Below are 12,030 nucleotides of genomic sequence, written 5' to 3'. Positions count from 1 at the left end.
GCCGTGTCCGGCGGCCACCACGCCCACGGGCAGGACGTCGCCGTCGCGCAGGACCGGTGGGCCGAGCCCCGAGAGCAGGTCGGCCGACCGGCTGCCGAGCACCGGTTCGGGCACCAGGCCGCCGCCGACCGCCAGATAGGCGCGGACCCCGTGCAGCGCCGGCCCCGCCTCCAGGACCGCCCCCTCCGGTACGCGCACGGGCGCACCCCAGGCCACCGGCCGCCCGTCCACCGTCACCCGGCACACCGCCCCGCCGACCACGGCCGTCAGCGACCGGGCGCCGGACACCCGGACCGCGCACCCCGTGAGCGTGGTCTCCAGCACGGCCGCGTCCGGGGCGTTGCCCACGAGCCGGTTGGCCAGGCACCGGGCCGGCCCGTCCAGGGCCCCCGCCCGGGGCACACCGAGATGGGCCCGGCCGACGCGTCCGGTGTCCTGCACCGTGGTCAGCGCCCCGGCGCGCACCACCTCCACCGCACCCGCGACCGGCACCCCCTCATGGGTCCCCCGGGTCATCCGGCGACACCCGCCGCCACGAAGCGCACCCGGGACCCCGGCCCCAGCAGCGCCGCCGGCTCACGCCCCGGGTCCCACAGGACCTCCGGCTCCGGCGTCCGGCCGATGAGCTGCCAGCCCCCGGGCGAGGGGCGCGGGTAGACGCCGGTGTACGGCCCGGCGAGGGCCACCGCCCCGGCGGGCACCCGGGTGCGCGGCGTGGCCCGTCGCGGTACGCGCAGGTGCTCCGGCAGGCCCGTGAGGTAACCGAACCCGGGGGCGAACCCGCAGAACGCCACCCGGAACTCCGTCCGGGCGTGGACACGCGGTACGTCGGCGACGGCCACGCCCCACGCCTCGGCGACGTCGGCGAGGTCGGGGCCGTCGTAGACCACCGGGATCTCGACGGCCTCACCGGCGTCCCGGCGCAGCGGCGGTATCTCCCAGGACGCCAGCCGGCGGGCCAGCGCCCCGGCCTCCCGGGGCTCGATCCCGTCGAGGAGCACGGTGGTGGCCCCGGGGACGACCTCCCGGACGGCGGGCAGGGTGCCGTCGGCCCGGCGGCGCAGCAGCTCCGCGTGGAAGGCCTCGGCCGCCGCGCCCGACGGAAGCTCCACCAGCAGGGCACCGGGTCCGGCCGGCAGGACCCGCGCCGCGCTCACGCGAACGCCTCCACCGTCACGCCCGCGTCCTCCAGGGCCGTCCGGACGCGGCGGGCGAGCGCCGCGGCCCCGGGGGTGTCCCCGTGGACGCACAGGGACCTCGCCTCGACCGGTATCCGGCCGCCGTCCGCCCCCGTCACGGCACGCTCGACGGCCATGCCGACGCTCCGGCGTACGACCTCGTCCGCGTCGTGCACCACCGCGCCCGCGTCGCCCCGGGGCACCAGAGTGCCCCGGGGGGTGTAGGCGCGGTCGGCGAACGCCTCCTCGACGGCGGTCAGTCCCGCCTCCCGGGCGTGGGCCAGCAGCCGGGAGCCGGGCAGCCCCAGGACGGCGGGCCGGCCACCGGCGAGCAGCACCCCGGCGACCGAGCAGCACCCCGGCGACGACGGCCGCCGCCTGTTCGTCGTCGTGGACGGTGCGGTTGTACAGGGCACCGTGCGGTTTGACATAGGTGACGGCGGAGCCCGCCGCCTCGGCGAACACCCGGAGCGCACCGATCTGGTAGGCGGTCTCGGCCGTGAGTTCCGACGCCGGGACGTCCATGGCGCGGCGGCCGAACCCGGCCAGGTCCCGGTAGGAGACCTGCGCCCCGATGCGTACGCCCCGGGCCGCCGCCGTGTCGCAGACCCGCCGCATCACGGAGGCGTCGCCCGCGTGGAACCCGCAGGCGACGTTGGCGCTGGTGACACAGGTCAGCAGCGCGTCGTCCTCGGTGAGGGTCCAGCGCCCGAACCCCTCGCCGAGGTCCGCGTTGAGATCCATCACGAGTGGCGCGGCGGCGAGGGCCGCGCCTTGGTCCGTCCGGTACGCCGCTTCCGTCACCGCCGCAAAGTAACCAGTGGCCGCCCCGCCGGACAAGGCCCCGCCCGCTCTACCCTCGCCCTATGACCGACGTCTCCGCACTCCGTTCCCGCTGGCAGGACGCCCTCGTCGCCGCCCGGGGCGGATCCCCCGACCCCGACCCGCTGCCGTACGCCGACAACCTCCTGGAACGCTGGGCCGAGCCCCAGCGGCGCTACCACACCACGACCCACCTGACCCGGGTCCTGGACCACGTGGACGCCCTCGCCGGCCACGCCTCCGGCCCGGACCTGGTCCGGCTGGCCGTCTGGTTCCACGACGCGGTCTACCGCCCCGACCGCTCCGAGAACGAGGAGCGCAGCGCCGCGCTCGCCGAACGGGCCCTGCCGGAGGCCGGAGTGCCGGACCCGGCGACGGCCGAGGTGGCCCGGTTGGTGCGGCTCACCGTCAGCCACGACCCGGCGGACGGCGACACCAACGGGGAGGTGCTCTGCGACGCCGACCTGGCGATCCTGGCCTCCTCCCCGAAGGAGTACGCGGCGTACGCGGCCCAGGTGCGCGAGGAGTACGGCTTCGTCCCGGACGACGCCTTCCGGGCGGGCCGGGCGGACGTCCTGCGGCAACTGCTGGGGCTGCCCCGCCTGTTCCGTACGCCGCACGGGGCCGAGGTGTGGGAGCCGCGGGCCCGGCAGAACCTGACGACGGAGCTGGAGCTGCTCACCCGCTGAGACAGGGGAATGGCGGGCACCGGGCCACTGTTGCCATGTGTCATGCCCGATTCTGCTTCCAGCCACCGTCCCCGTATGCCGTTGGCCGTCTACATCCTCGGCCTCTCGGTCTTCGCTCTCGGTACCAGTGAGTTCATGCTGTCCGGGCTGCTGCCCCCGATCGCCGACGACATGGACGTGTCGATTCCGCAGGCCGGGCTCCTGATATCCGCGTTCGCGATCGGCATGGTCGTGGGCGCCCCGCTGCTGGCCGTGGCCACGCTCCGACTGCCCCGGCGCACGACCCTCATCGCCCTGATCTCGGTCTTCGGCCTGGGCCAGGTCGCGGGCGCGCTCGCGCCGACGTACGAGGTGCTGTTCGTCTCCCGGGTGGTGAGTGCGCTGGCGTGCGCCGGGTTCTGGGCGGTCGGGGCGGCCGTCGCCATCGCGATGGTCCCGCTCAACACGCGGGCGCGGGCGATGGCCGTGATGATCGGCGGTCTGTCGATCGCCAACGTGCTGGGGGTACCGCTCGGCGCGTTCCTCGGTGAGCACTTCGGCTGGCGTTCGGCGTTCTGGGCGGTGGGCGCGGCCTCGGCCGTGGCGCTGGTCGGGGTCGCCACCCGGATCCCGCGCATCCCGCTGCCGGAGAAGAAACCGCAGCTGCGGCAGGAGATGGCGATCTACCGCGACCGACAGGTGTGGCTGGCGATCGTCATCACGGCGCTCGCCGCCGGCGGTGTGTTCTGCGCGTTCAGCTACCTGGCTCCGCTGCTGACGGACGTCGCCGGGCTGAGCTCGGGCTGGGTGCCCTGGGTGCTGGCACTGTTCGGTCTGGGCGCGCTGGTCGGTACGACGATCGGCGGGCGGGTCGCGGACGCGCACCTCTTCGGTGTGCTGCTGAGCGGCATCAGCGCGTCGACGGTGTTCCTGGTGGCGCTGGCCCTCTTCGCGTCCAGTCAGATCGCGGTGGTGGGGCTGGCGTTCCTGCTGGGGCTGTCGGCGTTCTTCACCGCACCGGCGCTCAACGCGCGGATGTTCAACGTGGCGGGCGCGGCGCCGACGCTGGCGGGTGCGACGACCACGGCCGCTTTCAACTTGGGGAACACGAGCGGACCGTGGCTGGGCGGGGCCGTGATCGACGCGGACTTCGGCTTCCGGGCCACCGCCTGGGCGGGCGCGGCCATGACGGTCGTCGGCCTGGCGGCCGTGGGGGTGGCGCTGCGGCTGGGCGGCGGCGGCAGGCCGTCGCGGCGGGTCGCGGGCGCCGGTTCCACCTCACCGGCCGAGGCGGGCGCCCCGGCCGGTGTCACACGGACGGCTTCATAGGAACCGACGGCACCGTGGCCGGTGACGGCACCGTGGTCGGTGACGGTGACGGTGACGGTGACGGTGCCGTGGGCGGCGACGGCGCCGGACGGCCCTTCGGGCGCCTCAGCCCGGCGGCCGTGATCCGGCGCACGATCTCCTTCGAGCCGACCTCCTTCGCGCCGGCGCGCACCGCGTCCGCGTAACGCGCCTCCGGTACGTCGTAGTGGTCGCACTCGAAGGCGCGCGGCGGGCAACCGATGCGTGCGGCGAAGGCGTGCAACTCCTCGAACGACACGTCGCTGACCAGGTGCGACCACATGCGCCCGTGGCCCGGCCAGGTCGGCGGGTCGATGTAGACGGTCACCGGCGCAGCACCCGGGCCAGCGCCCCCACCGGGGCGACGGACACCGCGGACTCGGTGCAGACCCAGTGCGGGTCGGGGCCGAGCTCGGGTTCGACGTCGAGCGCGTGCGGTCCGCCCTCCGTGCAGACCGGACACAGCGGCCAGCGGCCGTACCGTTCCAACAGGGCGTCCTGGACGTCCTGCGCGATCAGCCCGGTGACGAAGGCCGCGCCCTCGGGCCACTGCTCGACCCACCACCGCCGATGGGCCACCGCGTCCTCGACCAGCGAGACGATCTGGGCCTCCGCGACGTCTCCCGCGACGAGGTCGGCCATCACCAGCGCGCGTGCGGTGTGCAGCTGCTGCTCCAAGGTGTTCGACTCCATGCCCCCATTGTCCCCCTGCCGTACGGGCCGAAGGACGGCCGGAAGGCGGGCCGGAGGGTTTTCCACAGGTAGGGACCACAGGGGGTTGACGGGCTTCGGCGTTGAAAATATCTTTCAGTCGTGACCAATGACGTGAAGGAAAGTTTCAGCGCTGATTCCCCGCCCGCACCGGCGGCGCTCGCGGCCAAGGTGCGGACGCTCGCCCCGTCCATGACCCGCTCCATGCAGCGGGTGGCCGAAGCCGTCGCGGGGGACCCCGCCGGATGCGCCGCCCTCACCGTCACCGGTCTCGCCGAGCTCACCGGCACCAGCGAGGCCACCGTGGTCCGCACGGCCCGCCTCCTGGGGTATCCGGGCTACCGCGACCTGCGGCTGGCCCTCGCCGGGCTCGCCGCCCACCAGCAGTCCGGCCGGGCGCCCGCCGTCACCGCGGACATCGCGGTCGACGATCCGATCGCCGACGTCGTCGCCAAGCTCGCCTACGACGAGCAGCAGACCCTGGCCGACACGGCCGCCGGACTCGACACGGTCCAGCTCGGGGCCGCCGTGGCCGCCGCCGCGACCGCCCGCCGCATCGACGTGTACGGCGTCGGCGCCTCCTCCCTCGTCGGCCAGGACCTGGCGCAGAAGCTGCTCCGCATCGGCCTGATAGCCCACGCCCACACGGACCCGCACCTCGCCGTGACCAACGCGGTGCAGCTCCGCCCGGGGGACGTGGCCATCGCCATCACCCACTCCGGCTCCACCGGCGACGTCATAGAGCCGCTGCGGGTCGCCTTCGACCACGGCGCGACGACGATCGCGATCACCGGCCGCCCGGACGGCCCGGTCACGCAGTACGCCGACCACATCCTGACCACCTCCACCGCCCGGGAGAGCGAGCTGCGGCCCGCCGCCATGTCCAGCCGCACGAGTCAGCTGCTGGTCGTGGACTGCCTGTTCATAGGAGTGGCCCAGCGCACCTACGAGACGGCCGCGCCCGCGCTGTCCGCCTCGTACGAGGCGCTGGCCCACCGCCACTCCCCCCGTAGCCGCTGACACCCCGGCCCACGCGCCGACCCGCCCCCAACCGCCCCGCACGTGATGTGAACGAGAAAGCAGAGCCGCCGCCCATGACCTCCACCACCGACGCCGACGCCGCCACCCCCGACGGCTACGGCGAACTGCGCGCCCAGCTCGCCACCCTGACCACCGAGGCGTTCCGCCCGGAGCTCGCGGAGATCGACCAGCTCTCCACGGCGGAGATAGCCCGCATCATGAACGGCGAGGACGCCACCGTCCCCGCCGCCGTCGCCCGGGCCCTCCCGCAGATCGCCGCCGCGATCGACGCCACCGCCGAGCGCATGGCACGCGGCGGCCGGCTGATCTACGCGGGCGCCGGCACCGCGGGCCGCCTCGGTGTCCTGGACGCCAGCGAGTGCCCGCCCACCTTCAACACCGATCCGTCCGAGGTCATCGGCCTCATCGCGGGCGGCCCCACCGCCATGGTCACCGCCGTCGAGGGCGCCGAGGACAGCAAGGAGCTGGCCGCCGCCGACCTGGACGGACTGGGCCTCACCGCCGACGACACGGTGGTCGGGATCTCCGCCTCCGGCCGCACCCCGTACGCGATCGGAGCCGTCGAGCACGCCCGTGCCCTGGGCGCGCTCACCCTCGGCCTCTCCTGCAACGCGGACTCCGCGCTCGGGGCCGCCGCCGAGCACTGCCTGGAGGTCGTCGTCGGCCCCGAGCTGCTGACCGGCTCCACCCGCCTCAAGGCCGGGACGGCCCAGAAGCTCGTCCTCAACATGATCTCGACGATCACGATGATCCGGCTGGGCAAGACCTACGGGAACCTGATGGTCGACGTCCGCGCCTCCAACGAGAAGCTGCGCGCCCGCTCCCGCCGGATCGTCTCCCTCGCCACCGGCGCCTCCGACCAGGAGATCGAGGCCGCGCTGACCGCCACCGACGGCGAGGTGAAGAACGCCGTCCTCGCCATCCTGGGCGGTGTCGACGGCCCCACGGCCGCCCGGCTCCTCGCCGACTCGCACGGCCACCTCCGCGCCGCCCTGGCGGCCGTACGCACCACCTGACGCACCGCACGCACGAATCCCCCGCACAGCAAGGCACCACGCACCATGGCTACTGAAGACAAGAACCGCGCCACCGCAGCCGCGATCCTTCCGCTCGTCGGTGGCGCGGCGAACGTCAGCTCGATCGCCCACTGCATGACCCGGCTCCGGCTCGGTCTGCACGACCGCTCCCTCGTCGACGACGAGGCTCTGAAGGCGGTCCCCGCCGTCATGGGTGTGGTTGAGGACGACACCTACCAGATCGTCCTCGGCCCGGGCACCGTCGCCCGGGTCACCCCGGAGTTCGAGCAACTGGTCGAGGAGGGCCGTGCCTCGGCCTCCGGGCCCGCCGCCGCCTCGACGGCTCCGGGCGCCCCGGACACCCCGGGCGCCCCGGGCGCCCCGGACACCCCGGACGCCTCGGCCGTCACGGCGGAGGAGTTGGCGGCCCAGGGCGCGGCCATCAAGGCGCAGCAGAAGGCGAAGAACGCCACCCCGTTCAAGCTGTTCCTGCGCCGGATCGCGAACATCTTCGTCCCGTTGATCCCCGCCCTGATCGGCTGCGGCATCATCGCCGGCCTCAACGGCCTGCTGGTGAACCTCGGCTGGCTGCCGTCGGTGACCCCCGCGCTCGCCGCGATGGCCTCCGGCTTCATGGCGCTGATCGCGGTCTTCGTCGGTTACAACACGGCGAAGGAGTTCGGCGGTACGCCGATCCTGGGAGGTGCGGTCGCGGCGATCATCGTCTTCCCGGGCGTCGCGAACATCGACGCCTTCGGCCAGACCCTCGCCCCGGGCCAGGGCGGCGTCCTCGGCGCCCTCGGCGCGGCGGTCCTCGCGGTGTACGTCGAGAAGTGGTGCCGCCGCTGGGTGCCCGAGGCCCTGGACGTGCTGGTCACCCCGACCCTGACCGTCCTGCTCTCCGGCCTCGTCACGATCTTCGGCCTGATGTACGTGGCCGGTGAGGTCTCCTCCGCCATCGGCACGTTCGCCGACTGGCTGCTCTCCACGGGCGGCGCCGGTGCGGGCTTCCTGCTGGGCGGGTTCTTCCTGCCGCTGGTGATGCTGGGCCTGCACCAGGCCCTGATCCCGATCCACACCACGCTGATCGAGCAGCAGGGCTTCACGGTCCTGCTCCCCATCCTCGCGATGGCCGGAGCCGGCCAGGTCGGCGCGGCGGCGGCGGTCTACCTGCGCCTCCCCCGTAACGAGTCGATCCGCAAGACCATCAAGTCCGCCCTGCCCGCAGGCGTGCTGGGGGTCGGCGAGCCCCTGATCTACGGTGTCTCGCTCCCCCTGGGCCGCCCGTTCGTCACGGCCTGTGTGGGTGGCGCGTTCGGTGGTGGCGTCGTGGGCCTGTTCAACCAACTCGGCGACTCCGTGGGCTCCACGGCCATCGGCCCGTCCGGCTGGGCCCTGTTCCCGCTCCTGGACGGCAATCACGGCCTCGGCACGACGATCGCGATCTACGCGGGCGGCCTGCTGGCGGGGTACGTCGCCGGGTTCGTCGCGACGTACTTCTTCGGCTTCAGCAAGTCCCTGCTGGAGGAGTTCAACATCTCCCAGGAACCCGCCCCGTCCACGGTCGCGGCCACCGGCCGCCCCTCCGCCGGCACCGGCGAGCCGGATGACCCGGATGATTCCGGCGACTCGGGTGACTCCCCGGCGAAGGAGCCCGCGGGCGTCTGACCCCGACGCCTCCGGCCGACCGCCGGACGCGAGCGGCAGACGCAGAGCGGCAGACGTAGGACGGCCATAAAAAGAATCTAAGGATGACCGGTGTAGGGAATTGCTTCAGGGGCACCAGATGCCTCGGAGGTTGATAACTATGGTTCCCCTGCTTCTCGTTCTTCTGCTCGCCCTGATTCTTTTCGGTGCCGGTTTCGCACTCAAGGCACTGTGGTGGATCGCGGTGATCGTCCTGATCGTCTGGCTGATCGGTTTCTTCGTCCGTCCCGCCTCAGGTGGCGGTAAGCGTGGCCGGTGGTACCGCTGGTAGAAAGCCATGACCAGCACGGATGACGCGAGTGGGCCGGAAAGAGATTTCCGGCCCACTCGCGTTTTCATTTCTTTCCACGCGCCGCGTGTGCCTTCCATGATCGGGGGAACCCGACTTACCGAGACCGAATGGACCGTCACGAAAGGAGCCGATGATGAGCGACCACATGTGGGGTTACCAGCCGACAAGCGGTCATACCGCAGGCGCCGACCTGACCGGTTACGCGGTCGAGGCGACCGATGGAAGCATCGGAAAGGTCGACAAGCATTCGGACGATGTGGGCTCGGCCTACATCGTGGTCGACACCGGCCCATGGATCTTCGGCAAGGAAGTCCTCCTGCCCGCCGGCACGGTCAAGGGCGTCGACACCGAGCACCGGACGATCTTCGTCGACCTGGCCAAGGAGCAGATCAAGAACTCCCCGGAGTTCGACAAGCAGAAGCACGCGGGCGACCCGGTCTACCACGCCCAGATCGAGAGCTACTACATCGGCCACCGCCTTCGGTGAAACCTGTCTCTTATACCCATCTCTGTGTCGGCGGGCTGCGGCCCGGCACACGGTAGGGCTCAGACCGGTGAACCCCCCGGGGGGGAGTCCGCGGCAGGTGGTCCCACGGGCGGACTCAGAACCCTGATCGTTTTCGACCGTCGCGGCGGTCGTCACGGGCCCCTTCTCCTGCGGCCGGACGCGAAACCCCCGTCGACGGCGGCGCGGCGGTACTCCGCCCCTCCCGACGCCCCCTGGCCGTCCGGCCCCTGTACCGACCCGGCGCCGGGCGCCCCGGCGGTCATCTCGGCAACTGCCCTTCCCGGTTGATCTCCGTCACCCGGGCCCGCAGCACCAGCCCCGGCGGCGCCGGGTGCACGGCGTCCGGCGGGCAGTCCCACTCGGCGCCTCCGCCCGGGGGCCGGAGCTGGACGTACGGCCCGACGCGGCCCATCACCCGCCCCACCCGCCCGTCCCGGCCGTCCACGGCGAACGTGCCGGGCTCGGGCGTACAGGGTTCAAGTCCTTCAACTGTCATGGGGCGCCTTCGCTTCGAGCTGGGCGCTCAGCCGCAGCGCCGTCTCGATCGAGCACCGGCCGAGATCCACCAGCGGGACCGGTTCGTTGCCCGCGCACGACACCGGGTCGATGCGCAGGGAAGGCAGCTTCACGCCGACCGCCGCGAGCCCCGCCCGCAACCGCGTCACGGCGTCCTCCGCCGCCCGCACTCTGTCCGCTGCTTCTTTGCGCCGTTCCGTAGCCGTCATCATGATCTTCCCCATTTCCACGCTGAGTAGCGGGTATGCCTACACAGCGTGTCCAATTCATGGCTACGGTGAAAGAACGGCCTGTCCACCGCCCCCTGGCGGAAGCCCTCCCCCAGCGGCGGGAGCGGCGGCCGGCTCGAAACAGCCTCGCCGCGTGGGAGTCCTTCGTCGCCGACCGCGAGCGCGGCCGAGCCTCTTCCGGACCACCTCAGGCGGTCGTCGGGTCCGCAGAAGCGGGCACGCCCTCGCTCCCGGCGGCGCCCCCGTCGTCGGCGGCATCCGTGGTGTCGCTCGACGCCAGTGAGCGGATGCGGGGTACCGGCGAAGGCAGGAGCCAGAACACCGACAGCGCTCCGCCGAGTGCGGCGACGAGAAGGGTCGGCCTCAGGCCGACGAGGGTGGCGAGCAGCCCTCCGGTGACGGCGCCCACGGGACGCGCACCGTAGTTGACCGTGCTGTACGCACCGGCCACACGGCTGCGCATGTCGTCGGGGATGACCGCCGCCTGAAGGGAGTTGAGGTTGACGTCGAACAGCATGACCCCGAAGCCGGAGAAGAACTGGGCCGCGGCCAGGGCTCCGGCACGGAGCCAGAGCGGGCCGTCCGCGGCAGCGGCGATGGCGGTCGGCGCCGGAAAGAGGACCGCGCCCACGACGATGCTGCGCCCCACACCGAACCGTCGCGAGATCCTCGGGGCGATCACGGCACCGAGGAGCGAACCGGTCGCGCCGACCCCGAACGCGACGCCGATCACCCCCGCCGAGAGCCCGAGGTTCCGGTTGGCGAACAGCACGATCAGCCCGCTGCCCGCGACGAACGAGAAGAAGTTGACGGTCGCCGCGCAGCCCAGCGTGGCCCGCAGCACCGGGTGACGTACGACGAACGACAGCCCCTCCCCGGCGCGCCGCCACAGTGAGGGCCCGGCGGCCCCGCCAGGCACGGCGGGCGGTTCGTCGACCCGGACCCGGCCCACCAGGACCGCTGACACCAGGAACGTCAGGGCGTCGACGACGAGGGTGACGGGCGCGGTCAGCACCTGGATCAGCGCACCGCCGATGGCCGGGCCGGCGACGTACGACGCGGACCGGGTCGCGCTGAGCTTGCTGTTCGCGTCGACGTAGGACGGGCGCGGCACGAGGCGTACGAAGAAGGGAGGGTAGGCGGTGTTGAACAGCACCCCGGCGGCACCCGTCAGCAGTGCGACGGCGTACAACTGTCCCAGCGTCACCGCCCCCAGCAGGTAGGCCACCGGGACACTGAGCAGCACCGCGGCACGCACCAGGTCGGCGAGGATCATCAGGCGGCGCTTGCGGGGGCGTTGGTCGACCCAGGCCCCCAGCAGGATGGCGAGCAGGTTCGGGGTCCAGATCAGGGCGGTCAGCCACGCCACCTGGTTGGCCGTGGCGCTCAGGGCGCTGACGGCGATGAGGGGCAGGGCCAGTTCGGTGATCCGGTCGCCGAACTGGGAGACCGACTGACCGGCCCAGAAGCGGCGGAACCGCCGATCCCGCCAGAGCGATATCCCGCCGGCCGCAGCCTCGGATCCGCTCACCGGGTCCCCCCGGCCCGCCCGGCCTCCCCGGCCTCCCCGGCCTCCCCGGCCTCCCCGGTCCGCCCGGCCTGTTGTTCCTCTTCGACGCCTTCCTCTTCGACGCCTTTCTCTTCGACGCCTTCCGGCAGGACGTAACGCATCAGCCGGACGCCACGCCCGTCGGCGGGCCGCTCGGCCGGGTCGCGGGTGACGTACGGCGCGAGGATGCGCTCGATCCCCTCCTCGATCGCCGCGAGTTCCTCGGCGGACACGACGACACGCGTGTTCGCCAGCCCTGCCAGCCCGCGCCATGTCGTATCGAGAGCGGGTTCGACCTCCTGGACCCATCGGCTCGGGACGTCGGCGTGGCTCCGGAACATCTGTTGCGACAGCACCCGCGCGGCCGCCTGGCCCTCCTCGTCGGACGGATCCCGCGGCGCCTCGAACCGGAAGCCGCGTGCCGCCGCCTCCCACCGCCGCTGGC

General features: G+C 73.0%; 12 protein-coding genes and 4 pseudogenes. 7 read left to right on the top strand and 9 right to left on the bottom strand.

Annotation, left to right across the window (positions count from 1 at the left end; genetic code table 11):
- The 3 genes and pseudogenes from IH13_RS0105450 to IH13_RS36805 all read right to left on the bottom strand — a co-directional run.
- A pseudogene (locus tag IH13_RS0105450) lies at positions 1 to 516 on the bottom strand (allophanate hydrolase subunit 2 family protein); the annotation flags it as partial.
- A complete protein-coding gene (locus tag IH13_RS0105445; protein WP_031081473.1) occupies positions 513 to 1,157 on the bottom strand; it encodes a 5-oxoprolinase subunit B family protein in 645 nt (214 codons plus the stop codon). The gene IH13_RS0105445 and the pseudogene IH13_RS0105450, both read right to left, overlap by 4 nt.
- A pseudogene (locus IH13_RS36805) lies at positions 1,154 to 1,922 on the bottom strand (LamB/YcsF family protein). The gene IH13_RS0105445 and the pseudogene IH13_RS36805 overlap by 4 nt, the downstream one beginning before the upstream one ends.
- Positions 1,923 to 2,044: 122 nt before the next feature.
- On the opposite strand from IH13_RS36805, the gene IH13_RS0105435 reads away from it, so the two are divergent.
- Complete coding sequence (locus IH13_RS0105435) at positions 2,045 to 2,689, top strand: HD domain-containing protein (RefSeq protein ID WP_031081472.1); 645 nt, start codon at positions 2,045 to 2,047, stop codon at positions 2,687 to 2,689.
- Positions 2,690 to 2,764: 75 nt separating this feature from the next.
- Positions 2,765 to 3,997, top strand: coding sequence for a Cmx/CmrA family chloramphenicol efflux MFS transporter (locus tag IH13_RS0105430; protein WP_199814603.1), 1,233 nt, complete (start codon positions 2,765 to 2,767; stop codon positions 3,995 to 3,997).
- A 79-nt stretch (positions 3,998 to 4,076) separates the two neighbouring features.
- On the opposite strand, the pseudogene IH13_RS40485 reads toward IH13_RS0105430, so the two are convergent.
- Together IH13_RS40485 and IH13_RS0105420 are read right to left on the bottom strand one after the other, a co-directional pair.
- Positions 4,077 to 4,343: pseudogene (locus IH13_RS40485) on the bottom strand (DUF4031 domain-containing protein); the annotation flags it as partial.
- Complete coding sequence (locus IH13_RS0105420; RefSeq protein WP_031081467.1) at positions 4,340 to 4,708, bottom strand: hypothetical protein; 369 nt, start codon at positions 4,706 to 4,708, stop codon at positions 4,340 to 4,342. The pseudogene IH13_RS40485 and the gene IH13_RS0105420, both read right to left, overlap by 4 nt.
- A gap of 120 nt (positions 4,709 to 4,828) precedes the next feature.
- Here IH13_RS0105420 and IH13_RS0105415 point away from each other — a divergent pair, with 120 nt between their 5' ends.
- From IH13_RS0105415 to IH13_RS0105395, 5 genes are all read left to right on the top strand, one after another.
- Positions 4,829 to 5,746: a MurR/RpiR family transcriptional regulator gene (locus IH13_RS0105415; RefSeq protein ID WP_031081465.1), complete on the top strand. Its 918-nt coding sequence runs from the start codon at positions 4,829 to 4,831 to the stop codon at positions 5,744 to 5,746.
- 74 nt (positions 5,747 to 5,820) lie between these two features.
- Complete coding sequence (murQ, locus tag IH13_RS0105410; RefSeq protein ID WP_031081464.1) at positions 5,821 to 6,783, top strand: N-acetylmuramic acid 6-phosphate etherase; 963 nt, start codon at positions 5,821 to 5,823, stop codon at positions 6,781 to 6,783.
- Positions 6,784 to 6,828: 45 nt separating this feature from the next.
- On the top strand, positions 6,829 to 8,451 hold the full coding sequence (locus tag IH13_RS0105405; RefSeq protein ID WP_031081462.1) for a PTS transporter subunit EIIC: 1,623 nt from the start codon (positions 6,829 to 6,831) through the stop codon (positions 8,449 to 8,451).
- A 139-nt stretch (positions 8,452 to 8,590) separates the two neighbouring features.
- Positions 8,591 to 8,761 carry a hypothetical protein gene (locus IH13_RS0105400; RefSeq protein ID WP_031081460.1) on the top strand — a complete coding sequence of 57 codons (171 nt, stop codon included), beginning with the start codon at positions 8,591 to 8,593 and terminating at the stop codon, positions 8,759 to 8,761.
- A 154-nt stretch (positions 8,762 to 8,915) separates the two neighbouring features.
- Positions 8,916 to 9,269 carry a PRC-barrel domain-containing protein gene (locus IH13_RS0105395; protein ID WP_031081459.1) on the top strand — a complete coding sequence of 118 codons (354 nt, stop codon included), beginning with the start codon at positions 8,916 to 8,918 and terminating at the stop codon, positions 9,267 to 9,269.
- A 280-nt stretch (positions 9,270 to 9,549) separates the two neighbouring features.
- Here the strand turns inward: IH13_RS0105395 and IH13_RS0105390 are convergent, their stop codons facing one another.
- The 4 genes and pseudogenes from IH13_RS0105390 to IH13_RS0105375 form a co-directional block, all read right to left on the bottom strand.
- The gene (locus IH13_RS0105390) at positions 9,550 to 9,786 is read right to left on the bottom strand and encodes a hypothetical protein (protein WP_031081456.1); all 237 of its coding nucleotides are present in this window, start codon (positions 9,784 to 9,786) and stop codon (positions 9,550 to 9,552) included.
- Positions 9,776 to 10,015: a hypothetical protein gene (locus IH13_RS0105385; protein WP_037840840.1), complete on the bottom strand. Its 240-nt coding sequence runs from the start codon at positions 10,013 to 10,015 to the stop codon at positions 9,776 to 9,778. Before IH13_RS0105385 ends, IH13_RS0105390 begins: the two co-directional genes overlap by 11 nt.
- 208 nt (positions 10,016 to 10,223) lie before the next feature.
- Positions 10,224 to 11,567, bottom strand: a complete 1,344-nt coding sequence (locus tag IH13_RS0105380) for an MFS transporter (protein ID WP_051835767.1) — start codon at positions 11,565 to 11,567, stop codon at positions 10,224 to 10,226.
- Positions 11,564 to 12,030: pseudogene (locus IH13_RS0105375) on the bottom strand (ArsR family transcriptional regulator); the annotation flags it as partial. The gene IH13_RS0105380 and the pseudogene IH13_RS0105375, both read right to left, overlap by 4 nt.

This window comes from Streptomyces sp. NRRL WC-3549 (assembly GCF_000721935.1).
GTDB lineage: Bacteria > Actinomycetota > Actinomycetes > Streptomycetales > Streptomycetaceae > Streptomyces.
The sequence above is the reverse complement of the archived record's forward strand: the minus strand, read 5'-3'. Positions and strand labels throughout refer to the sequence as shown.

Excerpts from the sequence above, each read along its gene's own strand:
- IH13_RS0105435 (WP_031081472.1), top strand. The coding sequence starts at position 2,045 with ATGACCGACGTCTCCGCACTCCGTTCCCGCTGGCAGGACGCCCTCGTC.
- IH13_RS0105430 (WP_199814603.1), top strand. The coding sequence starts at position 2,765 with ATGCCGTTGGCCGTCTACATCCTCGGCCTCTCGGTCTTCGCTCTCGGT.
- IH13_RS0105420 (WP_031081467.1), bottom strand. The coding sequence starts at position 4,708 with ATGGAGTCGAACACCTTGGAGCAGCAGCTGCACACCGCACGCGCGCTG.
- murQ (WP_031081464.1), top strand. The coding sequence starts at position 5,821 with ATGACCTCCACCACCGACGCCGACGCCGCCACCCCCGACGGCTACGGC.
- IH13_RS0105405 (WP_031081462.1), top strand. The coding sequence starts at position 6,829 with ATGGCTACTGAAGACAAGAACCGCGCCACCGCAGCCGCGATCCTTCCG.
- IH13_RS0105400 (WP_031081460.1), top strand. The coding sequence starts at position 8,591 with ATGGTTCCCCTGCTTCTCGTTCTTCTGCTCGCCCTGATTCTTTTCGGT.
- IH13_RS0105395 (WP_031081459.1), top strand. The coding sequence starts at position 8,916 with ATGAGCGACCACATGTGGGGTTACCAGCCGACAAGCGGTCATACCGCA.
- IH13_RS0105390 (WP_031081456.1), bottom strand. The coding sequence starts at position 9,786 with ATGACAGTTGAAGGACTTGAACCCTGTACGCCCGAGCCCGGCACGTTC.
- IH13_RS0105385 (WP_037840840.1), bottom strand. The coding sequence starts at position 10,015 with ATGACGGCTACGGAACGGCGCAAAGAAGCAGCGGACAGAGTGCGGGCG.